This window comes from Shewanella sp. P1-14-1 (assembly GCF_001401775.1).
Classification (GTDB): Bacteria; Pseudomonadota; Gammaproteobacteria; order Enterobacterales; family Shewanellaceae; genus Shewanella; species Shewanella japonica.
Genome location: NZ_LKTL01000012.1, coordinates 124,401 through 151,067, shown reverse-complemented (window position 1 = coordinate 151,067; position 26,667 = coordinate 124,401). Strand labels below are relative to the sequence as shown.

Below are 26,667 nucleotides of genomic sequence, written 5' to 3'. Positions count from 1 at the left end.
AATTATCATATTGCCACCAATAAGGTGTAACTTTTGCCAATGAGGTTTGATTAAACATTTACTTATGACTCCTGTAGTTGTTTATTTAACTGCACGTTATTTGTGCGTAAATTGCACCAAAACTATTGAAATATCGTGAATTATCCATTGAGTTTTAAACAAAGGCGTATTGAGCCTATTTTACCTCTTTAGAGTAAGTTACTGAAAAGTTGTAAATATATTCTGTCATCCTGATGAAATATCACTGTAGTTAAACTGTGATGTTTGACTGGCATGGTAACTGCTGAGTTATTAACCAGGCATGTTATTTGCGAGGATGACAAATATGGGACTGGAAAAGTTACTGTATTTGCAAGGCGTAGGCGCAGAGTTTATTGATTGCTTTGGCAATCATGTTCATATTTCGCCTAATGATAGAAAAGGAATTCTAACGTCAATGTGTTTGGCGTCGCATCAATCTGATGTCGACGGCGCATTGTCAGTACTCAATGATAAGTTCATCGAGCAGCGCATCCACGAATTAGACGTGGCACCCTGGCTTAAACCCATAGGGACATTTCAGTGGACTTACGTCGATGAGCCATATGTAGAGTTATGTTTGACTGAACATTTTGTTGGTTATATACGTTTACATCTTTTTAGTGAGCAAAATGAATCATTTAGATTTCAAATACACAGTAGTCAGTTAACCGCTATTGGTGACTATAAAACAAATGATTGCCTCTATATCAAGTATCACTTTTTATTAAATGAGCATCAAAATAATGCAATTGGGCTTGGCTATCATCAACTGACGTGTTCATTGGACTCAGATAATCATGTCACTGAGTATTTGTGTCAGCTGATGCTCGCACCAAGACAGGCCTACTCAGGATCGATTTCTGAGCCATTATCAAGTGTCAGATATCATCAACAAGCTACTACTGGCAACTTTTCCCTAAGTAAAAAAGCTAATCCTTGGGGTATTTCTACGCAGTTGTATAGCATTAAAAGTGAAAGCCAGTGGGGCGTAGGTGACTTTAATGATTTACAAAAGTTAATCGTATTCAGTGCCGAGCAAGGTGCTGACTTTATTCTGCTTAATCCCCTTCATGCTCTGGACTTACCTAGCCATATTAGTCCGTACAGTCCTGATGATCGACGTAGACTGAATCCACTTTATATTCATATTGAATCAGTAAAAGAATATGACAGCGTTAAACATGTTTTATCAACGCCTGACTGGCAAATGAATAAACACAAACTTTTTGAGAATTCACTGTTAGAATACGCAGAAGTCTATGCACTAAAACAGCAGGTTTTCTGTTTATTGTTTGATATCTTTATTGAAGAAAATCAATCGACTTTAACAGATCGATTTAAAGCATTTAGTGACTTCAAAAAACAGCATGAACAAGCCTTACAACAATATGCTGACTGGCAGGTAGGTCATCATAAAGAAGATAGCTGTCAGGCTACATTTTCTAACCCAGACTTTTGGTGCTACTTACAATTTGTCGCAACAAGTCAGCTTAGTTTATGCCAATTAACGGCGAAATCTGTGGGAATGTCCATCGGTTTAATCCGAGATATGGCCGTAGGGGCTTCTCCCACAGGATCAGAAGTGCAGCAAAATGCTGATTACTTTTGTGCTAACGCTAATATTGGCGCCCCGCCAGATCCTTTTGCACCCCAAGGTCAGAATTGGGGACTTGCCCCGATGGATCCGATTAAATTACAGCAATTAAATTTTCTCCACTTTAAAGACTTAATTAGAAGCAACATGCAATCTTGTGGTGGTTTACGAATTGATCATGTCATGGGATTACTTCGTCTTTGGTGGTGGCCTAAAAACTTAAGCTTAGGTGATGGGGCCTATGTGTATTACCCACTTGATGCGTTACTTGCAATTTTGTCGTTAGAAAGTCAGCGAGCTCAATGCATCGTTATAGGTGAAGATCTTGGCATTGTTCCGCCAGAAATAGTTCAAAACCTTTCTAATGCCAACATATTTTCAAATGAGTTGTTTTATTTTTCAAAGCAAAATGATGGGTTTACATCACCAGAGCATTACAAACGCCAAAGTTTGATGATGCTTGCGAATCATGATGTGCCGACGTTATCTGCTTGGTGGCACGGTAATGATATCGAATTAAGACAGCAACTAAATCTAATTAATCATCAGCAACAGCAAGAGATGCTAAATGAACGTGACCATGAAAAGCATCAATTGATCCATCTATTTTGTCAGAAAGGAATATTGCTGTTTGAAGGCGATATAAACCGTATTGAGTTTGATGAAGTTTTAACGGCTTGGCTTCAACTTTCCGCATCAGGAAACTCATCTTTATACAGCGTACAACTTGAAGATCTTATTTGTGAAACCATGCCTGTCAATATCCCTGGCACATGGAAAGAATACCCTAATTGGCGCCGTCGTTTATCAATGTCACTTGAACATATAACAACATCAGATGCGGTAAAACAGCGCCTTAGTGTGATTAATCATTCTAGAATGACTGATGCACAATTCGATCAGTAGTTAGAACAGTTATTAATTTTATGGAGCAATACACAATGACGAATAATGCGCCTTTATTTAATCAAGGATCGGATATTGCCATCTTGAAAGGAGATTATACGGATGTTTTTTCTTTATTAGGCATGCACAAGGCACCCAATGGTAAATCACTGATTGTGAGATGTTTTATCAAGGGGGCAGTCAGTGTTGAGGTTATTGCTATAAAAGACGGTAAAAAAGTGGCTGAATTATCACAGGTTGATGAACAAGGTTTATTTGCAGGCGTAATGGGGCGAAGGGTTAGGCCATTTTTATATAGTCTTAAAGTGACATATCCATTAAGTGTAGAAACTATAATTGACCCATATCAATTCGAAAGCTTGTTAGATGCGGATGATGTGTACTTATTTGCTGAAGGGAAACAACAAGCTAGTTATCAATTTTTAGGTGCTAATTGGAAACAAGTTAATAAGGTAGATGGTGTGCTTTTTTGTGTATGGGCACCCAATGCACAGCGTGTATCCGTTGTAGGGGATTTTAATCATTGGGATCCTAGACAACATGTAATGAGATTTCATCCAAGCAATGGCATATGGGAGATATTTTTGCCCAATGCCAAAGCGGGGGATTTTTATAAATTTTATATTGTTAATCAATATGGTGAATCGATCGAAAAATCAGACCCTTATGCAAAAGCGATGGAAGCTGCGCCGGGTAATTCATCTATCGTTCCCGCGAATAGCCAGTATCAATGGAAAGACAGCAAATGGTTAACTAAACGCGCCAATACTCAATTACATCAAGCGCCAATGTCAACTTATGAAGTGCACCTTGCCTCATGGAAGCGAAAAGGTGAATGGGGCGAATCCTACCTTAGCTACGACGATCTAATTAGCGAGTTAATTCCTTACATCGTTGAAATGGGCTTTACGCATCTGCAACTGATGCCCATTTGTGAATACCCTTTTGATGGGTCTTGGGGCTATCAACCTGTGGGCTTGTATGCTGCAACATATCGTTTTGGTGATCCTGATGGCTTAAAGGCGTTTGTCGATGCTTGCCACAAACATCAGATTGCTGTGCTGTTGGACTGGGTTCCGGCACACTTTCCTAAAGATCCCCACGGCTTGTCTAAATTTGATGGCAGTTGTTTATATGAACATGAAGATCCTCGACAAGGTGAGCACCCTGACTGGGATACGCTTATCTTTAATTATGGCCGTGGTGAAGTGCAAAGTTTCTTACTGAGTAATGCTTGTTATTGGTTATCTGAATTTCATTTTGATGGATTACGTTTAGATGCTGTTTCATCAATGCTTTACCTAGATTACAGCCGTCAATCTGGTCAATGGTTGCCGAATGAATATGGCGGTCGTGAAAATATTAAAGCCATAGAGTTTTTAAAACTACTCAATGAGCGTATTTATGCGAGCTTTGCTGGCGCAACAATGATTGCTGAAGAATCCACTGCATGGCCAGGGGTGACTAACTCTACGGAAAAAGGGGGCTTAGGATTTGGTTTTAAATGGAATATGGGCTGGATGAATGACAGTTTACGTTATTTAGCACGGGATCCTATCTACCGTTCACATCATCACCATGAAATGACATTTGCTCTAGTCTATGCCTATACCGAGCAATTTATATTGTCTATTAGCCATGATGAAGTCGTACACGGAAAAGGTTCAGTTTTACATAAAATTCCAGGAGACGATTGGCAAAAGTTTGCCACGTTACGTGCTTACATCGGGATGATGTGGGGGCAACCTGGTAAAAAATTATTGTTTATGGGAACTGAGTTTGGTCAGCGTGATGAATGGAATCATAACCAAAGTTTAGATTGGCATTTACTGCAGTTTGCACCTCATCAAGGCATACAAGACTGGGTAAAGGCGCTTAATGGTCTGTATATATCTCATCCTTGTTTATATGAATTAGATCATCAATCAACAGGTTTTCAGTGGCTTGATTGTGATAACAGTCAAGACAGTGTCTTCTCATTTATTCGTTATGCGCAATCTTCTGATGACGCACTCATTTTCATCATCAATATGACCCCGCAAGTACATCATCATTTCCGAATTGGCTTACCGACCCCAAATAACTACGAAGAACTGCTTAACAGTGATGCGAGCCAGTTCGGAGGCAGTAATGTGATTAATCAAACTGTTATTAATGACGAGGTACCTTGGCAAGGCATGGAGCAAAGCGGACTTATCACTGTGCCACCTCTAGGTTGTGTGGTGTTAGCAGCAAGTCAACTTGTAACAAATAACGAGGCGTAAAGATGAACAACGGCGCTGAAAATAACCTCAATGTTCTTGTTACCAAAGGACAATCATATCCACTTGGTGCAACGGTGATTGCTGGTGGGGTGAACTTTGCTATTTTTTCAGCGAATGCAACACAAGTTGTGTTATGCCTGTTTGATCATAACGGTAATAACGAAAAACAAATTTGTTTGGTACATAAAACCAAACAAATTTGGCACGGTTTTGTGCCTGGTGTAAAAGCGGGGGATTTATATGGTTATCGTGTTTACGGTCCGTATCAACCTCACTTGGGTCATAGGTTTAATCACAATAAATTGTTACTCGATCCTTATTCAAAACAACTTAAAGGCAACTTAGCACCCAACGATGCAAATTATGGTTATGACATTAGCCGAAATGATGTTGATGCAGACTTGTCGTTTTGTGAAATCGATAACGCACAATATATGCCTAAATGTGTCGTGATTGATGATTCAGTACTGAAATCTACACCTATAAAAAGACTTAACATTCCTCTTGAAAGCACAGTTATATATGAAATGCACGTTAAAGGATTCAGTGTACTGAATCCCGAAGTTAATAAAGCTCATCAAGGAAAGTTTGCAGGTTTAGCCTCAAAAAGCTCATTGCAATATTTAACTCAGTTGGGCGTGAACTGTGTTGAGCTATTACCAGTTCAATCATTTTTAAATGAGCCATTTTTAATTGAAAAAAATCTAAACAACTATTGGGGCTATAACTCGATTGGTTTTTTTGCGCCAAATCCCAGTTATTTAAGTAGCGAGGATATTGGTGAGTTTAGAAAGATGGTTGATCGTTTTCATGATGCAGGTATCGAAGTTATTTTAGACGTAGTTTATAACCATACTGCAGAAGGAAACCGCCTAGGGCCAACACTTAGTTTCCGAGGTATTGATAACGCCAGTTATTACCGATTAGTGTCAAACGATCAGCGTTTGTATATCAATGATACTGGCTGCGGAAATACGGTTAACTCTAACCATCCTCAGGTTCTGAGGTTAATTATGGACTCATTACGCTACTGGGTTGAGGTCATGGGTGTAGATGGCTTTAGGTTTGATTTAGCAAGTTGTCTTGGTCGTGAAGTATATGGGTTTGATCCGGGCTGCGGTTTTTTTGATGCATTAAGTCAAGACCCTGTATTGTGTCAGGTTAAGTTAATAGCCGAACCTTGGGACATTGGACCAGGCGGTTATCAACTCGGTAATTATCCCATTGCATTCAGTGAATGGAATGACAGGTATCGTGACACCATGAGACGTTTTTGGCGGGGTGATAAAGGCATGTTGCCGGAGTTTGCTCGACGATTTCATGGTTCTGGTGACTTTTTTGAACATCATGGTCGAGCACCTTCTGCCAGTATTAACTTCATTACCAGCCACGATGGTTTTACTCTCCGTGATGTTGTGAGTTATCAACACAGGCACAATTTAGCCAATGGCGAAGACAACCGAGACGGCCATCATGAAAACCTAAGTCATAACTATGGCGTTGAAGGCCATACTAGCAACGAAAATATTATTAATATTCGAGCTAGGCAGCAAAGAAATTTCATCACTACATTAATGCTATCTCAGGGCGTACCAATGCTGCTTAGTGGTGATGAAATGGGCCACAGTCAGCAAGGTAATAACAATGCATATTGCCAAGACAATTCCATCTGTTGGATAGACTGGCAGCAAATTGACTGGCCATTGGTAGAATTTACGTCTGAACTTATTAAACTGCGCCAGCGTTTTCCGATTCTTTGTCATGCCGAGTTCATTCATGAACCAGAAGATCAATACGCAAACGGCTTTACTTGGTATAGCCGTCATGGCGAGCCTATGGTCAAACAACAGTGGAGCGAAGCAGAAACTCGCACTTTAGCAGTTGTGATCACCTCTGAAGTGATACCACCTTATCAGTACCCACAAGCCTTATTACTCCTATTGAATGCTTGTGAAGAATCAAAGCCGTTTCAATTACCCGAAGTTGAGGGATATCAAGGTTGGCAACTATTAGTTGATACGCAATTAACCCATCAAAAATTTCAAACTAAACCCAATGAAAAAGAAAAGTCAGAGGCAGTTTTACTTTGTGGGCGAAGCTTAAAATTATTTCATGCACATCATCAGCTTAACAACAAGATAGTCAATTGAAAATGCGCTTTGTAGTCGTCATTTCAGTCGTCAAAAGACGATGTAAAACCGCGTTGTTTAATAAATTAGCTAACCGAGTCAGATCCGGTTTATTGAACGATTAACATTGTAAGGTGCTAAGGAGTCCATATGACAGTAACGAAAGGGAAATCGACTACTGAAAAACCATCTATTAAAGATAAGTCTTCAGTAAAAAAGCCAGCCAAGACGGCAAAGTCAGGTAAAGCCAAACAGGTGAAGCCTGATGAATTAGATACCAATTCAGCAGTAAATCAATCAACATTGGAAGTCGTGGGCAGTAATCATGATTGCGATCCGTGCGAGACGTTGGCAGCTACATTTAAGCGTCAAATACATGGGTCGTTATGCCGTGATGAGCATGCCATTAACGATATGTATAGTGCACTTGCTTCTACAGTTAAAAATCAACTTTTAAACCAATGGCGAGAGACACGCCTCAAAGACAATCAGTACCAACAAAAACAAGTTGCTTATTTGTCCTTAGAGTTTTTGATGGGCAGATCATTAGGTAATGCGCTGTTAAGTCTTGATTTGACCAAAGAAACACATGAGGCACTGGCGGAGTATGCAGCAGACCTCGAGTCGCTACAAGAAGCAGAACTAGATGCTGGACTTGGAAACGGAGGCTTAGGGCGTTTAGCTGCATGCTTTTTAGACAGCTGTGCAAGTTTAGACTTGTCTGTTGTTGGCTATGGTATTCGTTATGAGTACGGCATGTTTAAACAAAAGATGGTGGACGGTTATCAAGTCGAACAACCTGATCGTTGGCTACGTGAAGGCAACCCTTGGGAAGTCAGGATGGCCAACCATGCCATTACTGTCCCGTTCTTTGGTCATACAGAAACTTATGTCGACCCAAGTGGCGATCGCCATTATGTCTGGGTTGATACACAAGATGTACAAGCGATTCCACATGATATGCCAGTACCAGGTTTTCGTAACGGCCGAATTAATACATTGAGGTTATGGAAAGCAGAAGCAACTGATGATTTTGATTTGGCAGAATTCAATGATGGTGATTATACCGAAGCCGTTGCGCGTAAAAATCTAGCAGAACAAATTACGATGGTACTGTACCCAAATGATGCGAGTGAAAATGGTAAAGAGCTCAGGTTAAGGCAGCAATACTTTTTATCATCAGCAAGCTTACAAGATATTTTACAGCGTTATACCGCCGTTTACGGTGCAGACTTTAGCCAATTTAGTCAGCGCAATGTGATGCAGCTAAACGATACTCATCCGAGTATTGCTGTTCCCGAATTAATGCGTCTTTTAATGGATAGCTATGGCCTAGGTTGGGATGAAGCTTGGCAAGTCACCACAGAATCGATGGCTTATACCAACCATACATTATTACCAGAAGCGCTAGAACGCTGGCCTGTAAGAATGCTAGGTAATATGCTGCCACGGATATTAGATATCATCTATGAAATAAATGCCCGCTATCTTGAGCATGTAGCACATCATTGGCCAGGTGATACCCATAAATTGGCATCGATGTCGATAATTGAGGAAGGGGCACATCCACACGTACGTATGGCATATCTAGCAATTGTGGCAAGCTTTTCTGTCAATGGTGTTGCAGGGCTTCATACTCAATTACTTAAGCAAGGGCTATTTAAAGACTTTTATTCATTATGGCCCCATAAGTTTAATAATAAGACCAATGGCGTTACCCCAAGACGTTGGCTCGTGCATTGTAACCCAAGATTAACCCAGCTTATTAATCGCCGTTTAGGGGAGAGTTGGTTAACTGATCTCACTCAACTTACCGCGCTTAATGCTTTCACTGACGACAAAACATTTGTCAAACAGTGGCAACAAGTTAAATACGATAACAAAGTCGAATTAGCTAAATTGGTTCTTGATGAATGTGAAGTGGCGTTTGATCCGAACATGATGTTCGATGTTCAAGTGAAACGGATACATGAATATAAACGTCAACTGTTAAACATTTTACACGTCATTCATTTGTATCAGCGCATTTTGTCGGGTGACACAAAAGACTTACAGCCAAGATGTGTGTTGATAGGAGGCAAGGCTGCTCCTGGATATGCCATGGCCAAACAAATAATAAAATTGGCGAACAATGTGGCGCACATGGTGAATTCTGACCCTATTGTATCTCCGTACCTACGATTTGCCTTCTTACCGAATTACAACGTCAGCGCAATGGAAAAAATATGCCCAGGTACTGACTTATCAGAGCAAATATCAACTGCAGGTAAAGAAGCATCAGGTACCGGAAACATGAAATTTATGATGAATGGCGCCATGACTATCGGTACGTTCGATGGCGCTAACATTGAAATGTTAGAAGAGGTTGGAGAAGAAAACTTCTTCCTATTTGGTTTACGCGCTGATGAAGTCAGTGAGCTTAAATCTCACTACAACCCCCATGATTTTATTCAGCAATCCCCCGCATTAGCGAATGTCATCAACATGCTTAAAAGTGGCCACTTTAACTTAGTGGAACCTGGCATATTCGACAGTATTATTGCTGCAATTGAAGATCCTTTCGATCAATGGATGATCGCCGCAGATTTTGAAGCTTATAAACAAGCTCAAGAAAAAGTCTCTTTGGCGTATGCCGATCAACAAGGTTGGACCCAAATGAGTATCCGAAATACCGCATCAAGCGGCCGTTTCTCTAGTGACAATACCATCAGTGCTTATCGTGATGATATTTGGCTTGCTAAACAATGAGCAATTTATCGCTTTAATCGATCTACGTTGTGAAGTTAGGAGTTAATTATATATGTCAAACGTTCGATATATCAGTAATCTTACAAGGGATACATACGCCATCATATTAGCAGGAGGAAGGGGCTCTCGTTTACATGAGTTGACTGACTGGCGTGCGAAACCGGCGTTATATTTTGGCGGTAAATTTCGCATCATCGATTTCCCTTTATCAAATTGTATAAATTCAGGCATACGCAGAGTTGGGGTTGTGACTCAATATAAGTCACATTCACTGATCCGCCATGTCAGTCGGGGCTGGGGCCACTTTAAAAAGGAATTAGGTGAGTCAGTTGAAATACTACCAGCATCACAACAAACCTCAGGTAATTGGTATGAAGGTACAGCCGATGCGGTATTCCAAAATATCGATATTATTAGACATGAATTACCCAAATACATCATGATTTTATCTGGAGATCATGTCTATCGCATGGATTATGCTGGGCTGTTAGCTGCACATGCAGAGTCAGGCGCAGATATGACAGTATGTTGCCTTGAAACACCGATACCTGAAGCAGCGGGTTCGTTTGGCGTCATGGAAGTGGATCAAGATAAACGTGTAATAGGTTTTGAAGAAAAGCCTGAAGTGCCTAAGTCTATTCCCGGTAATGAAGAATTTTGTTTAGCGTCAATGGGTAACTATGTGTTTAACACTAAATTCCTATTCGATCAGTTACGCAAAGATGCTGACAATGATCAATCTGATAGAGACTTTGGTAAAGACATTATTCCTTCAATTATCAAAGATGCGAATGTATTTGCATTTCCTTTCACGAGTGCAGTGCCTGACGAGCCGGCTTATTGGCGTGATGTTGGTACCTTAGATTCTTTCTTTCAAGCAAATATGGAATTGCTGTCACCGACGCCAGCGCTCAATTTGTATGATGCAAAATGGCCAATTTGGACATATCAAGAACAGTTGCCACCCGCTAAGTTCGTGTTTGATGACGATGACCGAAGAGGGATGGCGGTAGACTCTATCGTTTCTGGTGGATGTATCATTTCGGGTGCGAAGGTTAAACGTAGCGTGCTTTTTGATGAAGTACGCGTGTGTTCATACTCGTTTGTGAAAGACTCTGTGCTATTGCCAGATGTTGTCGTGTTGAAAAATTGCAAAATTCAAAATGCGATTATCGATCGTGGCTGCATCATTCCTGAGGGGATGGAGATTGGCTATAACAAGCAACAAGATATAGACCGCGGCTTTCGAGTATCTGAAAAAGGCATCACTTTAGTTACTCGCAATATGCTTGGACTGCCGGTTGGATATGAGTAATCGCTAAAGTTTACTGCCATTTAAGCCACAGAACTTGTGGCTTCAATGTTGAGTGAGTTTGTTAAATAGAAAAACTACAAGCAAGGAGATGTTTTGAAAAAAGTGCTGATGATTGCTGCTGAAAATGATGCCATAAAGGGGGCCAAAGTTGGCGGGATGGCAGATGTCATTCGTGATCTTCCTTTGGCTTTGGCGGGTGTTGATATTAACGTTGATGTGGCCATGCCTAATTATGGCTTTATCGCAAAACAGCAGCAGGCAACACTCGTTGGCGAGGTCGTTGTTAAGTTTGGTGCTAATAGCGAGAAAGTGGTTTTATGGCAGGTGTCACTACCGATTAAGGCAGCCAATTCAACCAAAATAAATAATCAGGTTTTTTTGTTTGATCATCCGCTATTTAATGGGCCTAACAATCAAGTTTACTGTAACGGCAGTAGTGAAAGGCCGTTTGCTGAAGATGCCAGTAAGTTTGCCTTGTTTAATCTTGCAGTTGCCCAAGCGTATGTTGATGGTTTGCTTGACCGTGTTGATTATTTACACATGCATGACTGGCATACTGGCTTTTTAGTGATGTTAAGAGCGTTCGCAACAGAATATAAAACGTTAAAGGATATTCGTTGTGTTTTTTCAATTCACAATTTAGCGATACAAGGGATACGACCTATTCGAGATGACGTTTCATCCTTTTGTGCTTGGTATCCTGATTTAGCAAGACAATTAACCCATGAACAGAAGCTGCAAATTACCGACCCTCGTTATTCTGAGTGCATTAATCCAATGAGAATGGGTATAGAATTGAGCGATAAAGTACATTTAGTGTCGCCAAGCTATGCAACAGAAGTATTACTGCCATCCGATCATCAAAATGGATTTTTTGGTGGAGAAGGCTTGGAGCAATCACTTCAAGATAAACATCAACGTGGCGATGTTGTAGGTATTCTAAATGGCTGTGTTTATGACGATTCATCAGTTGAACTTGACTCACAACCTGCATTTATTCAGATCGAAGCGTCAGCGCAACGCGCGTTAATTCGTTGGATGGGACAAAGTCAGTGGGTAAAAAGCGTGGATCAAATTGCGCTATCTCGATTGCAATTGCTGTCGATGAAAAACTCATATGACCATCGCGCTATTACGACTAGCTCTGATGCTATAACGGTTGATTTTGTTATGACCTCTGTTGGCCGTCTAACCGACCAAAAGGTATTACTCTTAAGGCAGCCACATCATGAGTATGGTTCGACGCTAGAAGCAATCTTGATTCAACTAAATATTCATAAACCAAATGGTATATTTGTATTACTAGGCAGTGGAGATGAACAAATAGCGCAAGAGTTTCAAGTCATTGCGGCTAAATATGACAATTTTGTCTTTTTAAACGGCTATGATGATGCATTATCACAAGTCTTATATAAGCAAGGGGACTTATTTATCATGCCTAGTAGCTTTGAGCCATGCGGTATAAGTCAATTACTTGCGATGAAATCAGCTCAAGTTTGCATAGCCCACAGTGTAGGTGGTTTAAAAGACACCATAATCCATCAAAAAAATGGTTGGTTATTTGAGGGGCAAGGATTAGCTGAGCAATCACAGCAATTGATTGAAGTAGTGGTCAGTGCATTATCACTACATACTAATGATTTATTACAATACAAAAAAATGCGACAGTCGGCGGCGGATGTGCGTTTTGATTGGCATAGTGTAGCGCAACATTACAAAGATAAATTGTATCAATAGACTGTTATTAATAGCCTTTTATTAATAGCCAGGTATCAAAAGTCGGTATCAAGACCCTTCAATTAATCGCTTTGTATCAAAATGCTGATATTAAAAGGCAGTTATTAATAGTCTTAGCGTAAAACTTAAGGTATGGAAATTGACGCATTATTGATGGTTAATTTCCATAACGTTTGATGATTTAGCTTTGTCTAAGGTTAGATTTTTTAACGTTGGATTGATTAACGTTAGTAAGTATTGGCAAAATTTTACTGACTTTATCAAATGATTCTTGATATTCAGCATCAACATTCGAATCAGCAACGATTCCGCCTCCGGCCCAACAATAAAGCTTATTATCTTCAGTGACAAGGGTACGAATGGTGATACTGGTATCCATACGACCATCCTGACTGATATAGCCAATACTGCCACAATAAATGTTGCGTCTTGAAGGCTCTAATTCTTCGATAATTTCCATTGAACGGATTTTGGGCGCGCCAGTGATTGAGCCACCAGGAAAAGCCGCTTTAAGTAAATCTACCGCATCATATTGGCTGTCGAGTGTCGCTTCTACTGTACTGACTAAATGATGTACTGCAGGAAAACTCTCAATCTCAAATAATTTCGGTACATTCACGGAACCCGCTGTAGCCACTTTGCTGATGTCATTTCTAAGTAAATCAACAATCATGACGTTTTCAGCTAAGTCTTTTTCTGAGTGACGTAACTGCTCTGCAAACAGAGAATCTTGATCTGATGTGGCGCCGCGAGGCATGGTGCCTTTAATTGGTTTGGTGGATATTTTATTGTCGTGAAGCTGAATAAATCGTTCAGGTGAAATAGATAAAATGCAGTGATTTTTTAACCGTATAAAGGCTGAAAAGGGGGCTTTGTTAGCATCTGAAAGCGCGCAATATGCCTGCCATTCATCACCTTTATAACTTGCACTAAATCTTTGTGTTAAATTAATTTGATAGCAATCACCTTGATGAAGATATTGCTGAACCTTGTTAAACCTTTCTGTATATTGTTGTTTTGTTGTTTGATTTTGCCAAGAAGAAGTTAATGTGAACTCTTGTGTTTCGTGAGGACTCTCTTTTTTTGATATTAAGTTATCAATTTTATTCAATTCAATATTGAGTGCTTCTTCATCTAAATAATGGACAGCGAACCATTGATGTTGCTGATGACAATAAAGTAAGGCAAAGTCATAAAAACCAAGGTTTACATCGTTAAGCTGAATATCTTTCAGTGCTTGTTGAGGTAGCTTTTCGATTATTCTACCTAAGTCATAATTAAAACTGCCAACCACGCCACCGCTAAAAGGTAGCTGGCTTGATTGTTTTACTGGGTAAAGATAGGTTTGTAATTGTTGAATAACATCAAAAACAGTTAATGAAACTCGTGTTTTGCTCTTTGGTGCAAAATCCTGATTTTTTGTGATTTTTTGATGAAATTTCCATTGAATATTGTCAGCTATGCTTTCTATTGTTGCCACTGGATTGAATACGATAATATCGTAATTGGCATCTTGATGACCGGTATGGGATGAGTCTAATAACATTGCCCATGGTTGCTGCGCAATGGCACTAAAGACAGTATGACTATCTTGAGCCCAATCGAGTGATTTGACAGCTAATGATGGGGAGTTAATTAAACGCATTACTAAACCTATTTAAAAAGTGATGTAGCCCAAAAAGGTTGGAAAGAGTATCATATTGTCCTTGCAAGGATTAATAGCTAAATGAATACAATTTAGAGTATTCAAATAAAAATTAAACAAGTTATGCCGCAACGGCTGCTGGAGCGCCCCTATATGTCTACACATTCTGCTAGTGTTGTAATTAAGCAAGCTGACTTTATCGAAAGCATTGCAGATTCATTACAGTATATTTCTTATTATCATCCAAAAGACTTTGTTGATGCGATGGCTAAAGCCTATGATCGCGAAGAAAGTGCAGCGGCGAAAGACGCGATTGCACAAATTCTTATCAACTCTCGTATGTCTGCTGAAGGCAAGCGTCCTTTATGTCAAGACACGGGTATTGTGACGACGTTTGTTAAAATCGGCATGGGTGTACAGTGGGATAAAACGAATATGACCGTGCAGCAAATGGTCGATGAGGGTGTACGTCAAGCATACACCAATCCAGATAACCCGTTACGTGCGTCTATTGTTGCCGATCCTGCTGGTACTCGAAAAAACACCCGTGATAACACGCCTTCGGTCGTTCATATCGACATGGTACCTGGTAATCATGTTGAAGTGATGATCGCAGCGAAAGGCGGTGGGTCAGAAAATAAATCTAAGATGGTGATGTTAAACCCATCAGATGATATTGCTGCTTGGGTTGAAAAAACCTTACCGACGATGGGAGCAGGTTGGTGTCCTCCAGGAATGTTAGGTATAGGTATTGGTGGTACTGCTGAAAAAGCCGCTGTATTAGCGAAAGAATCATTGATGGATCCAGTCGATATCCATGAATTAATGGAACGAGGCGCTGAAACAACTGAAGAAAGATTACGTTTAGATATTTTTGAGCGTGCCAATAATACGGGTATCGGTGCTCAAGGGCTCGGTGGTTTAACCACTGTGCTAGATATTAAAGTTAAATCAGTACCAACACATGCTGCATCTAAACCGGTTGTGATGATCCCGAACTGTGCTGCAACACGACATGTCCACTTTCACTTAGATGGAACAGGTCCAGCTGATTTATCTCCACCTTCATTGTCTGACTGGCCTGAAATTACCCGTGAAGCAGGTGAAAACACGCACAGAGTTGATTTAGACAATGTCACTCAAGCTGAAATTGAAACTTGGAAGAGTGGCGATACCTTATTACTTAACGGAAAAATGTTAACGGGCCGTGATGCTGCGCATAAGCGAATTCAAACCCTTATCGAATCAGGTGAAGGCTTACCTGAAGGGGTCGACTTTACTGGTAAGTTTATTTACTACGTAGGCCCAGTTGACCCTGTAGGCAATGAAGTGGTTGGCCCAGCAGGCCCTACAACTGCAACACGAATGGATAAGTTCACTGACCTAATGCTTGAAAAGACTGGGCTAATGGGCATGATTGGTAAGTCAGAACGTGGCCCACAAACCGTTGAGTCAATTAAGAAACATAAAGCGGTTTATTTAATGGCTGTGGGTGGCGCTGCATACTTAGTCTCTAAAGCAATCAAAAAGTCTCGTGTTGTTGCATTTGAAGATTTAGGTATGGAAGCCATTTACGAGTTCGATGTTAAAGATATGCCAGTTACTGTGGCGGTGGATACTCAAGGCGTGAATGCTCACGAAACGGGTCCTGCAATCTGGAAAGTGAACATTGCTAACGCAAAAAGCTAATTAACGCTTGCGATGCTAGATAATCCGGTCCATTTGTGGTTTATATTTAGCCAAATTGGATAAAAATTAACGCTCAGAAATAGAATGCTTCATTTTTTTGAACTGCTCTATTGCCTGAGCGTTTTTGTTTGGGTACTGTGCTAATCAGCTTTTTAAACATAGCGGTTGCAGAACAACAACGAGAATCTAACAGGCCATCGCTAGACGGCGTCAACGTATAAAGTTGAACCGAATTATATCGGCAATGCTATTGCTATAAACAACAAAAAATAACAAGAGAACATCATCTAATGAGAAAATCATCGCTTTTACTTGCGCTAACTGCCGCAGGTTTTGCGTTAACTGCACAAGCTGCAGAAACAAGCAAAACGCCATTTAATGTTCAACAGCTGGTTAATTTAAATAAGCTTCATTCTGCTGCCGTGTCAAATGACGGTAGTAAATTGGTTTATGCGGTCAAACAAATTGATGAACAGGGTGAAAGCCGTTCTGATTTGTATCTATTGGACTTAACAAATAAAGACGCCAAACCAAAACAAATTACTTCACACAGTGGCACCGAACATGATGTTAATTTCAGTGTTGATGATAAATCAATTTACTTCTTAGCGGCTCGTAATGGTACCAGTCAGCTTTTTAATCTGCCGTTAACTGGCGGTGAAGCAATGCAAGTCACCGATTTACCACTTGATGTGAATGGCTACAAGCTTTCAAACGATGGCAAACAAGTTGTCATGAATATGCGTGTTTTCCCAGACTGTAAAGATTTAACTTGCACAGTCGATCGCATTGAAGCTGAAGAAAATAAGAAAACAACTGGCCGTGAATATAAGCAATTAATGGTTCGCCATTGGGATACTTGGGAAGATCATGCCCGTAGCCATTTATTTGTAGGCCAGCTAAATGGTAAGCCTGTAACTGAAGTTGTTGACGTCACATTTGGTTTAGATACTGAAACGCCGCCAAAGCCATTTTCAGGAATGGAAGAAGTCACTTTTACCGCTGATGGTAAGCACATCGTTTATAGCGCTAAAGCGCCAAGCAAAGATCAGGCTTGGACAACGAATTATGATTTATGGAAAGTGCCAGTAACTGGTGGTGATGCAGAAAACCTTACTGAGAAAAACTTAGCATGGGATGCACAACCGACATATTCAAAAGATGGTCGTCAATTAGCCTATTTAGCGATGAGCAAACCAGGTTTTGAAGCCGATCGCTACCGTATTATGCTACGTGACACTGTAACTGGCGCGGAAAAAGAAGTTGCACCGTTATGGGATCGCAGCCCACATTCACTGACTTTTAGTGATGATGGACGCACATTGTATGTGACAGCTCAAGACGTTGGTCAAGTCAGTATCTTCGAGGTCAACACACAGTTTGGTGATGTTCGACCAATTTATAATGATGGCAGCAACAGCTTAGTTGCTGTGACTGATTCAAGCATTATTTTCAGTAACAAGTCATTGGTTGAACCTGGTGATTTATACAAAATTAGTTTAGAAGGCGAAAATTTAACACGCCTAACGAATGTCAACGAAGATAAGTTAGCCAAAATTCAATTTGGTGAATTCCAACAGTTTAACTTTAAAGGCTGGAACAACGAGACTGTACATGGTTACTGGATTAAACCTGCTAACTACGAGTCTGGTAAAAAGTACCCAGTTGCATATTTAGTTCACGGTGGCCCGCAAGGTTCATTTGGCAACTCATTTAGTGGTCGCTGGAATGCACAACTATGGGCAGGTGCTGGCTACGGTGTGGTGATGGTGGATTTCCATGGTTCAACAGGTTATGGCCAAGCCTTTACTGATTCGATATCTAAAGATTGGGGCGGTAAACCTTTAGAAGATTTACAAAAAGGCTTAGCAGCAGTAGGCCAGCAACAAAAGTGGTTAGATACCGAAAACGCATGTGCCTTAGGTGGTTCATACGGTGGTTACATGATGAATTGGTTCCAAGGTAATTGGAGCGACGGTTTTAAGTGTTTAGTTAACCATGCTGGTTTGTTTGACATGCGCTCTATGTATCACGTCACAGAAGAACTATGGTTCCCTGAGTACGAGTTTGGCGGTACGTACACAGAAAACAAAGACTTATACGAGAAATTTAACCCAGTTAATTACGTTGAAAACTGGAAAACGCCGATGCTAGTTATTCATGGCGAAAAGGATTTCCGTGTTCCATATGGTCAAGGCTTAGCGGCATTTACCTATATGCAGCGTAACGGTATCCCATCAGAGTTATTAATGTTCCCAGACGAAAATCACTGGATTCTTAATCAAGATAATCTACAGCAGTGGTACAAAAATGTTTTAGGCTGGATGGATCGCTGGACTGAAAATAAATAAACTGTCATTACAGTTAACCAATAAAAAAGAGATGCCAATGGCATCTCTTTTTTTGTGTCACTTTAGCTAGACTATGTTGATGATATTAAAAAATCACTACGAATAAAGTGGCGGTAACTCTGTGTCAAAGTGCAAGTTTTATAGTAATGACCTAGTCTTTATCAGCAAGTTTGAGTTCTGTTGGAGGACATTTATGGCCTGTTTTTGTTATCCACAAAAAATAAGCTAATCTTCTTCTTGAGCAGGTAAATTTTCGCTGCCCATTTTTTTGACTAATTCGGTTACGTTTACCCATTGAAAACCTTAACTTAGCTTTTTTATGCTGTTTATTATTATCATAAAAGTTATCGAAATAACTCAGCGTAATTGAAATTCAGAACTATGGTTATTATAACAAATATTATTCTTTTAAGGCTTAGAATTATTCATAATAACTGAATTTTGAAACTTAATTTCAATAATGTGTTTTTATGATTCAAAACGAGCGAACACCAGTGGTCAATGTGACGGCGACGATGTCGTTACTAATGAGTATTAAGCAAGTGTAAAATTACTATTACCTAAGTCAAACTTTTAAGAAAACACGATTGAAAAAGAAACAAAAAACAGTAAAGTTGCGCGACTATTTTTTCAGCCACAAAACTAACGATATTTGAGGGTATAAATGTGGATTTAATGCTTTATGTTAAGTTCTTTTTAGGCTTAGTAGCGATTATCAACCCTGTAGGCTTATTGCCTGTATTTGTCAGCTTAACAAGTCATCAAACAGAAGAAGAACGTAATCATACTGGTAAAGTTGCTAATTTTGCTGTGGTAGTGATATTGCTTGTTACTATTTTCATTGGTCAGCATATATTAAACATGTTTAGCATCTCTTTATCAGCATTTAGAATTGCAGGTGGTAGTTTGATTGCCATTATTGCGATGTCAATGTTGCAAGGTAAATTGAGTCCAGTTAAACGTAACCAAGAAGAAGATCGTGAAGCATCAGGTATGGAATCAGTAGCGGTTGTTCCGTTAGCGTTACCTTTAATGGCAGGTCCTGGTGCCATTAGTTCGGTCATTGTTTTTGCTTCTGATCATAATAAACTGATCGATTTAATCGGTATGTCGATTACTGTTGTCGTTTTTGGTTTAATGAGTTTCGCCTTATTCAGAATGGCGCCAATCATCTTCAAAATTCTGGGCACAACAGGCATTAATGTTATCACTCGTCTAATGGGTCTATTAATGCTATCCATTGGTATTGAAGTTGTTGCTGCAGGATTAAAGGGATTATTCCCGACATTAATGGCTTAATATCCGTAGTGTTAGTGAATTTAATCGACTTTTTGAACAGCAAATGCGCAATAGGAACACAAGAGGGGATTTTCCCTTGACCCTCCTAGCGCATTTGCGTAAAGTACCGTCCGTTCACAGGATATTGAAATCATTATTCACTTTGTTTCATTGACAGTGGCGGTGCTTTTAGCACAATAAATTGAAAAGGTGACGTGTCCGAGTGGCTGAAGGAGCACGCCTGGAAAGTGTGTAAAGGGCAACCTTTCGAGAGTTCGAATCTCTCCGTCACCGCCAATTTATCTTCTGATATTTCTTCTTTATCTCCAGTTTGCCTTTCCAACTGACATCATTTTGTTCTTATTTTTACCTGCACTATTCTTATATATTTTATGCTTTGGCGTGAAATGATCACTATTAATACCCCTAATATTTAATAATTATCCGACTAGATTAACTCTGATTATAGATTCAATTTTTAGGAAGAGAATGAAACCGAATAGATTGTCTGAGCAGTGGAATGCGGGTGAAGTATTAATGTTGTTTTACGGCAATGCCACCATCATGGCTTCATTAATGTTATGTGTCGCTTCATTTATGACTGCAACTCATTTAGCGCCAGATCATGACAGCTTGGGTACATGTCAATTAGAAGTCTCTTACGGGACACAGGGAGCAGGGTTAAAGTTTCCTTATAAACTTCAAGAAGATTGTTTATAAAATGATAAACAGACATAAACCTCAGGGTGTAATGCTTACATCTCTAACTGCAAGCATTACACTGGTGTTGTCGTTAATCTATATGAGTGGGCTGTTTTCTGGTAATACAAATCGAATCGCATTTGGTTTCACTTCAAATCGCACTTTTTCACTGCGGTAAGGCTCACCATCTAAGTTGAGCGGTAAACTTAATGGGAAATCAATTTCTAGCCACTGAGTTTGAAAGTGAAAGCAAAACTCGCCTTTAGCCGTTTCAGATTGTATTTCTTCTAACACCTGAGGCAGTTCTAATGGTGTAAATCCTTTAAGCAAAGTGACGTCCATTAAACCATCATTTATTTTTGCATTAGGTGCGAGAATCTGTCCGCCACCAGCTTGGCGCCCATTACACATGGCTCCGACTACGATATTACCAGTAAACTTACCTTCATCAGTCGTAATGCTACCTTCGTAGGGTTTAAAACCGATGGCTTTTGCTAAGCCAGTAAGGGTATACGCACCGCCGCCTAAAAAGTCTTTTAATTCGACTGGTGTGTCTGCAGTAACTTGCGCACCGAAGCCAGCGGCTGCGATATTAATAAAGTGTCGATCGTTTGCAGCAATCAAATCAATATCTATCGCCTTATTATGAATAGCAAAGGTGAGGGCATCTGTAATGCTGGTTGGTATATTACAGGCGGTAGCAAAATCATTTGCCGTACCCAAAGGCAACACAGCTACCTCAGGTAACGAGACATTGTCTTTTAAATGCATTAATGCTGTGACAGCTTCATTGAGTGAGCCATCACCACCTCCAATAATGACTCGATCAACACCTGATTCGATTGATTCTTTAATTAACCTTTCCATGTCAGGCCCTTCCCAAGTGACCTTAACATCTAATTTTATTCCACTTTCTCTTAGTGCATAAACCGCAGTTCTAATTTCTGGTATACCGGCTTTTTTTCCATTAAGTATTAAACTGAAATATTTGGCTGTCATGGATATTTCCTGATTGATGTCAGTAAAGCGAATGTGCTCGTCCCGATTGTTGATGAGGCAGCTTTGTGATTCTTTATTCACAAAAAGATGTCACAAAAGATGTCAAATACGTTTATTGTGCTGCAAAGTCATAACGTTCATGATTTACTTATGCCATAAAAATAATAACAACTAAACGTAAATCCGCTTTTATATTAAAAATTAACCTTTTAAAACAATAAAAATATCGTTTTGATGAATAAAAAGGACTTATTAAGATGCAAAAATCAGCGCTTACCTTAGCAATTTCATTGGGTCTAGCCAGTTTAGTCGGTTGTAATTCAATGACTAATGAAACCGAAACAGCCCAAAATGTTCAACAATCTGAGTTACAGCAGTCTGCAGTATCATTTCAGCAATACTCTGATGAGTTTATCAACGCATTATGGCAATGGTCCCCAACTTGGGCGTTATACAGTGGGAAACACGTTAATGATGGCTATCTAGAAGTGCCAAATGATCAGGCTCGCGCTAAAACTTTATCATTTGTAGCCAAGCAACAAGCTAAGTTAACTGCTTTTGATAAAACCGCTTTAACCACGAGTGAATTAATTGATTATGAGCTGATTTCGAACCTTCTGGCGAGTATTAAATGGCAACAGGAAAGGTTTAAAGCATGGCAATGGAATCCTTCGCAATACAATGTGGCAGGCGGGTTCGCTCAAATCATTAATGAAGATTTTGCCCCTTTAGATGAAAGACTGCAGTCTGTTATTGCGCGCCTTGAAAATGTGCCTGCATATTACTTAGCTGCGCAAGCGAATATTGAGAATCCGACGATAGAACATACTCAACTTGCCATAATGCAAAATAAAGGTGCGTTTTCAGTATTATCTGATGACTTAGCGAATAAAGTGGCTGAATCAGGTTTATCTTCAACTGAAAAAGCACTGTTCAATACACGTTTTGAATTAGCTAAAACAGCGATCAATCAACATATTGATTGGTTAACAGCACTAGAAGCTAAACTAGAAAAAGAAGGTGCACGTAGCTTTAGAATTGGTGAAGAGCTTTACGAAGAAAAGTTTGCATTAGATATTCAAGCTGGTATGTCAGGGAAAGCATTGTTTGAAAAAGCGACAGCTGACAAACTTCGTGTTCAAAGTGAGATGGCTAAAATAACACATGATATTTGGTCTAAATATATCGATACACCTATCCCTAAAGATGACAATGTCGCGATAAAACAGTTAATTGATGTGTTATCAGTTAAGCATGTAAAACGAGATGATTTTGTCGATGAAGTCAGAGCTCAAATTCCGGAGCTAGTGAAGTTTGTTAATGAAAAACAATTGATGACTTTAGATCCTTCAAAGCCGTTAGTTGTTAGAGAAACACCGGAATATATGCGTGGTTTTGCTGGAGCCTCAATCAGTGCCCCCGGTCCATACGAAAAATCTGCTAATACTTACTATAATGTCACACCACTTGATGGTATGAGCGATGAATCTGCAGAAAGTTATTTACGTGAATACAATCATTGGATTCTACAAGTATTAAATATCCATGAAGCGATTCCAGGACATTATACTCAGCTTGTATATTCAAACGAATCGCCTAGCTTGATAAAAAGTTTATTTGGTAACGGTGCCATGGTTGAAGGATGGGCAGTGTACACCGAACGGATGATGCTGGAAGAAGGGTACGGTAATTTCGAACCTGAAATGTGGTTGATGTACTACAAGTGGAATTTACGTGTTATCGCAAATACCATTTTAGATTACAGCATTCAGGTCAATGGGATGACTGAAGAGCAAGCCATTGAGCTTATGACAAAGGAAGCGTTCCAGCAGCAAGCAGAAGCGGAAGGTAAGTGGCGCCGTGCAACATTGAGCCAAGTACAATTAACCAGTTATTACTCTGGATATCGTGAAATTTATGATTTACGTGAAGAGTTAAAACAAGCTCAAGGTGAAGAGTTTGATTTAAAATCATTCCATGAACAGTTTCTAAGTTACGGAAGTGCACCGGTTAAATACATTAAGCAACTAATGACTAGCCAATAGTTTGCATGACCTAATTTGTTAATCAGAACTTGCGATACCGTTCTCATAGTAGAGCGCAACAATTAAAAGCCGACAGCATGTGTCGGCTTTTTTATACGTATCTTAATATTTCCAAGGTTTAAACGATAAGGTGTAAACAATAAAGTGCAAACGCGATTTTTCTTTACATTTGAGTGCTAGGTTTAGCTTTAAATATGATAAGGCTTAATGCAGAACATATTGCAGCGCAAGCTGTCCAAAACAAAGTAATAGCAAACCAAATAATGGTAGGGGCTTCATTTAGCCCAAAAGATCCATAACTCAATTGAGTTGTATCGACGATTAACTGTACCCCGAATAACTGAGGTATATTTACCCAAACACCTAGAGACATGATAAGCAATGTGGGCTCAAGACCGATTAATAAAATCAGTGGTGTGATAATGGGCGGTAGGTTTAATACTACCGCTAATATCAATAAACGCTTTATAAACACGTTAAATGTCACTCTTCAAATCCTTTGAATATTATTTGCTTATGCAGTTCACTTTATTGATTAAGTAAAAACAAGTAAATCTAAATTAGCCAATAATAGATTAATTTGTGTTCATCGTTTTGTTTGTCAATTTAGCCTCTGATTTAGCTTTCATTCTTAAGGCAATATTCACTAATGCGATTAAAACAGGCACTTCAATCAATGGGCCAATCACGCCTGCAAAAGCTTGATCTGAATGAATACCGAACACTGCGATTGAAACAGCGATGGCTAATTCGAAGTTGTTACCAGTGGCAGTAAATGCAATTGAAGCATTTTTATCGTAAGGAAGTCCCATTTTTTGGCCGATAAAAAAGCTTATGAAAAACATAAGTATAAAATAGATCCCTAATGGCAACGCAACTCTTAATACATCCATTGGCAATTCTAAAATCATGTCACCTTTTAAACTGAACATTAAGACAATCGTTGCTAGTAAAGCGATTAAAGTCACAGGCGAAATTTTAGGAATAAAGACATCGTTATACCATTGCTCTCCTTTTTTTCCGACTAGGATTTTACGCGTTAAAAAACCAGCTAAAAATGGGATACCCAGATATATCAAAACACTTTGAGCAATGTCGGCCATTGAAATATCGACAACAAAACCTTCGTATCCGAACACGGGTGGAAGTACAGTGATAAACAACCAAGCCATGAAGCTATAAGTTAAAATTTGAAATACACTGTTAATGGCGACGAGTGCTGCACCAAGTTCTTTATTTCCACCACCAATGTCATTCCACACCAATACCATAGCGATACAACGAGCAATACCAATTAAGATAATACCAACCATATAACCCGGATAATCACTTAAAAAAGTCATGGCTAAAATGAACATGAGTATTGGACCTACAATCCAATTCATGATTAATGAAAGGGTAATCACTTGTTTATCTTTAGTGACTTTACCTAATAATTTGTAATCCACTTTGGCAAGAGGCGGATACATCATAAGAATAAGGCCAATTGCTAAGGGGATATTGGTACTACCGACATTCATTGATTGTGTAAGCTGTTCTACTTGTGGAAATAATGCGCCAATTGACACGCCAATTGCCATGGCTACAAAAATCCAAACCGTTAAATAACGATCAAGAAAGCTCATTTTTTTACTGGCCATTTCTGGAATTGGTTCATTCATAGTAACTATCTCTTATATTGACTTTAATCGTGTATCGTCGAATAACGATAATTTGGTGGTATGTTGTTACATACTCCGTTATTCAACTATCAGTGTCTGGTTAAAATAAATCGTTAAATTGCTGCTGATAATCTGCCAGTGCAGTGCGGTTTATGCGGTAACAAATTTTAGGAGGCTTAGGTTCAGCGGTTATAAAACCGGCTTGTTTTAAAATACGTATATGTTCCGATACCGTAGATTGAGCAAGTCCAACTTCTGAAACAAGGTCACTACTTAAACAGCCACCAATTTCATCAAGATTAAACAATATCTTCAGAATTCGAATGCGAGCAGGGTGTGACATGGCTTTCGCTTGCGCCGCGAATGTTTTTTCGATGAGTAATTGCTGCTCATTGACTTCAAAAGCTGATACAGAACTTTGTTTACAATTTTGTACCATGGTCATTCCTTAAAGTAGTTGTTACACGTCTTAACTATAAACCTGTCTATATTTGTCTAGGCTCTTAGCTTCTGTTGGCTCAATAGTTAATCGTCGATTAACGATATGGTATGCCTAATTGTTGCTTTCTGCAATAAATATGGAGAACTGACCGTCAAAATTGTTAATAAATTAACTAAAAGCTAACTTAGGTCTCAAATTTACATAAATTCGGTAGTAATATCATATTCTCGGTGATAATCTAAATGGTAATTGTTATCGTTTAGATTAAGACCGTTATGAAAAAAATTCTCCTAATTGACCAACAACTCACACACAGTCTTCGCCTTTGTCAGCAAATGGAATCGATGGGCTACAGCATTGAAATCGTGGATAATGGTTTTAATGCACTAGTAGAATTAGAGCGTAATGAATTTGAGGTTATTCTATTAGATTATTGTGTACCTAAAATGGAATCATTTTGGTTACTGATGGCCAAGCATTGCCATACTCCGGTTATCGTATTAGCAAATGATAATAATAACTTAGAACGAATTCATGCATTTGAACTTGGTGCTGACGATTACATAGCATCTCCGTTTAACGTGAGAGAATTATTATTGCGTGTAAACGTACTGCGCCGTCGAAGTGAAAAGGTTGTTCATCAATCAGACTTTGATGACATCTTATTTGATGATACAAACAATACTGTAATGCTCAATACACAGCATTTAAAACTGACTCAAACTGAGTATCGATTATTTAAATATTTGTTTCAGCGAAAAGGCGAGGTTGTCACTAAAGCAGAATTGCAAATGCGTGTTTTACACAAAGAGCTCGGTGAGTTTGATCGCAACCTAGATATGCATATCAGTAATACGCGGCGTAAGATGGCTAACAAATGTTTACCTCGTGAGCTGATTAATACTGTTCGTGGTAAAGGTTATTGCTTTAGTCCAATCCTTATATAGATTTGTGGTCTTTGGTCTTTGGTCTTTGGTCTTTGCTCAACGATTTTGTCTATCTGAGTATTAGGTTTGTTTCTTTTACACATTTCAAATGATGCCGAATATTGTTATTCGGCATTTTTATGTCTTCAATAAACGTGACGTTCCCTGTTTGTGTAGGAGTTTACCTTTGTGATGACGCGAGGGGCTACAATAGC

Annotated in this window: 17 protein-coding genes and 1 tRNA gene; 13 read left to right on the top strand and 5 right to left on the bottom strand. The window is 39.4% G+C overall.

Going from position 1 to position 26,667, the window contains the following annotated elements; genetic code table 11:
* Positions 1-325 precede the first annotated feature (325 nt).
* From malQ to AN944_RS10710, 6 genes are all read left to right on the top strand, one after another.
* Positions 326-2,521: a 4-alpha-glucanotransferase gene (gene malQ / locus AN944_RS10735; RefSeq protein ID WP_055024607.1), complete on the top strand. Its 2,196-nt coding sequence runs from the start codon at positions 326-328 to the stop codon at positions 2,519-2,521.
* A gap of 35 nt (positions 2,522-2,556) precedes the next feature.
* Positions 2,557-4,785, top strand: coding sequence for a 1,4-alpha-glucan branching protein GlgB (glgB, locus tag AN944_RS10730; protein ID WP_055024606.1), 2,229 nt, complete (start codon positions 2,557-2,559; stop codon positions 4,783-4,785).
* A gap of 2 nt (positions 4,786-4,787) precedes the next feature.
* Positions 4,788-6,935: a glycogen debranching protein GlgX gene (gene glgX / locus AN944_RS10725; protein ID WP_055024605.1), complete on the top strand. Its 2,148-nt coding sequence runs from the start codon at positions 4,788-4,790 to the stop codon at positions 6,933-6,935.
* Positions 6,936-7,064: 129 nt separating this feature from the next.
* On the top strand, positions 7,065-9,662 hold the full coding sequence (locus AN944_RS10720) for a glycogen/starch/alpha-glucan phosphorylase (RefSeq protein WP_082419986.1): 2,598 nt from the start codon (positions 7,065-7,067) through the stop codon (positions 9,660-9,662).
* 52 nt (positions 9,663-9,714) lie between these two features.
* Entirely contained in the window at positions 9,715-10,977 is a 1,263-nt protein-coding gene (glgC, locus tag AN944_RS10715) for a glucose-1-phosphate adenylyltransferase (RefSeq protein WP_055024604.1), read from the top strand.
* A gap of 108 nt (positions 10,978-11,085) precedes the next feature.
* Entirely contained in the window at positions 11,086-12,714 is a 1,629-nt protein-coding gene (locus AN944_RS10710) for a glycogen synthase (RefSeq protein WP_055024622.1), read from the top strand.
* Positions 12,715-12,895: 181 nt separating this feature from the next.
* Here AN944_RS10710 and pabB read toward each other — a convergent pair whose 3' ends face one another.
* Positions 12,896-14,359 carry an aminodeoxychorismate synthase component I gene (gene pabB, locus AN944_RS10705; RefSeq protein WP_055024603.1) on the bottom strand — a complete coding sequence of 488 codons (1,464 nt, stop codon included), beginning with the start codon at positions 14,357-14,359 and terminating at the stop codon, positions 12,896-12,898.
* 153 nt (positions 14,360-14,512) lie between these two features.
* Here pabB and AN944_RS10700 point away from each other — a divergent pair, with 153 nt between their 5' ends.
* From AN944_RS10700 to AN944_RS10680, 5 genes are all read left to right on the top strand, one after another.
* Positions 14,513-16,048 (top strand): fumarate hydratase, encoded by a 1,536-nt coding sequence (locus tag AN944_RS10700; RefSeq protein ID WP_055024602.1) that lies wholly within the window; start codon positions 14,513-14,515, stop codon positions 16,046-16,048.
* A gap of 290 nt (positions 16,049-16,338) precedes the next feature.
* Entirely contained in the window at positions 16,339-18,399 is a 2,061-nt protein-coding gene (locus AN944_RS10695) for a S9 family peptidase (protein ID WP_055024601.1), read from the top strand.
* 666 nt (positions 18,400-19,065) lie between these two features.
* Complete coding sequence (locus tag AN944_RS10690; RefSeq protein ID WP_055024600.1) at positions 19,066-19,698, top strand: YchE family NAAT transporter; 633 nt, start codon at positions 19,066-19,068, stop codon at positions 19,696-19,698.
* A 188-nt stretch (positions 19,699-19,886) separates the two neighbouring features.
* Positions 19,887-19,974 (top strand) — tRNA-Ser (locus AN944_RS10685).
* Positions 19,975-20,166: 192 nt separating this feature from the next.
* Positions 20,167-20,397, top strand: a complete 231-nt coding sequence (locus AN944_RS10680) for a hypothetical protein (protein WP_055024599.1) — start codon at positions 20,167-20,169, stop codon at positions 20,395-20,397.
* Between the two features lie 78 nt (positions 20,398-20,475).
* On the opposite strand, the gene yegS is transcribed toward AN944_RS10680, so the two are convergent.
* A complete protein-coding gene (gene yegS / locus AN944_RS10675) occupies positions 20,476-21,378 on the bottom strand; it encodes a lipid kinase YegS (protein ID WP_055024598.1) in 903 nt (300 codons plus the stop codon).
* Positions 21,379-21,635: 257 nt separating this feature from the next.
* Here yegS and AN944_RS10670 point away from each other — a divergent pair, with 257 nt between their 5' ends.
* Positions 21,636-23,423, top strand: a complete 1,788-nt coding sequence (locus tag AN944_RS10670; protein WP_055024597.1) for a DUF885 domain-containing protein — start codon at positions 21,636-21,638, stop codon at positions 23,421-23,423.
* Positions 23,424-23,586: 163 nt separating this feature from the next.
* Here AN944_RS10670 and AN944_RS10665 read toward each other — a convergent pair whose 3' ends face one another.
* The 3 genes from AN944_RS10665 to AN944_RS10655 form a co-directional block, all read right to left on the bottom strand.
* Positions 23,587-23,910: a hypothetical protein gene (locus AN944_RS10665; RefSeq protein ID WP_055024596.1), complete on the bottom strand. Its 324-nt coding sequence runs from the start codon at positions 23,908-23,910 to the stop codon at positions 23,587-23,589.
* 88 nt (positions 23,911-23,998) lie between these two features.
* Positions 23,999-25,063, bottom strand: coding sequence for an ACR3 family arsenite efflux transporter (gene arsB / locus AN944_RS10660; protein ID WP_162838651.1), 1,065 nt, complete (start codon positions 25,061-25,063; stop codon positions 23,999-24,001).
* 121 nt (positions 25,064-25,184) lie between these two features.
* Positions 25,185-25,523, bottom strand: a complete 339-nt coding sequence (locus AN944_RS10655) for a helix-turn-helix transcriptional regulator (protein ID WP_055024594.1) — start codon at positions 25,521-25,523, stop codon at positions 25,185-25,187.
* Between the two features lie 278 nt (positions 25,524-25,801).
* Here AN944_RS10655 and AN944_RS10650 point away from each other — a divergent pair, with 278 nt between their 5' ends.
* Positions 25,802-26,473, top strand: a complete 672-nt coding sequence (locus AN944_RS10650) for a response regulator transcription factor (RefSeq protein ID WP_055024593.1) — start codon at positions 25,802-25,804, stop codon at positions 26,471-26,473.
* The last annotated feature ends 194 nt before the right edge of the window (positions 26,474-26,667 follow it).

Excerpts from the sequence above, each read along its gene's own strand:
- AN944_RS10655 (WP_055024594.1), bottom strand. The coding sequence starts at position 25,523 with ATGGTACAAAATTGTAAACAAAGTTCTGTATCAGCTTTTGAAGTCAAT.
- AN944_RS10720 (WP_082419986.1), top strand. The coding sequence starts at position 7,065 with ATGACAGTAACGAAAGGGAAATCGACTACTGAAAAACCATCTATTAAA.
- AN944_RS10680 (WP_055024599.1), top strand. The coding sequence starts at position 20,167 with ATGAAACCGAATAGATTGTCTGAGCAGTGGAATGCGGGTGAAGTATTA.
- pabB (WP_055024603.1), bottom strand. The coding sequence starts at position 14,359 with ATGCGTTTAATTAACTCCCCATCATTAGCTGTCAAATCACTCGATTGG.
- glgC (WP_055024604.1), top strand. The coding sequence starts at position 9,715 with ATGTCAAACGTTCGATATATCAGTAATCTTACAAGGGATACATACGCC.
- yegS (WP_055024598.1), bottom strand. The coding sequence starts at position 21,378 with ATGACAGCCAAATATTTCAGTTTAATACTTAATGGAAAAAAAGCCGGT.
- arsB (WP_162838651.1), bottom strand. The coding sequence starts at position 25,063 with ATGGCCAGTAAAAAAATGAGCTTTCTTGATCGTTATTTAACGGTTTGG.
- malQ (WP_055024607.1), top strand. The coding sequence starts at position 326 with ATGGGACTGGAAAAGTTACTGTATTTGCAAGGCGTAGGCGCAGAGTTT.
- AN944_RS10710 (WP_055024622.1), top strand. The coding sequence starts at position 11,086 with ATGATTGCTGCTGAAAATGATGCCATAAAGGGGGCCAAAGTTGGCGGG.
- AN944_RS10650 (WP_055024593.1), top strand. The coding sequence starts at position 25,802 with ATGAAAAAAATTCTCCTAATTGACCAACAACTCACACACAGTCTTCGC.
- AN944_RS10670 (WP_055024597.1), top strand. The coding sequence starts at position 21,636 with ATGCAAAAATCAGCGCTTACCTTAGCAATTTCATTGGGTCTAGCCAGT.
- AN944_RS10695 (WP_055024601.1), top strand. The coding sequence starts at position 16,339 with ATGAGAAAATCATCGCTTTTACTTGCGCTAACTGCCGCAGGTTTTGCG.
- glgB (WP_055024606.1), top strand. The coding sequence starts at position 2,557 with ATGACGAATAATGCGCCTTTATTTAATCAAGGATCGGATATTGCCATC.
- AN944_RS10700 (WP_055024602.1), top strand. The coding sequence starts at position 14,513 with ATGTCTACACATTCTGCTAGTGTTGTAATTAAGCAAGCTGACTTTATC.
- glgX (WP_055024605.1), top strand. The coding sequence starts at position 4,788 with ATGAACAACGGCGCTGAAAATAACCTCAATGTTCTTGTTACCAAAGGA.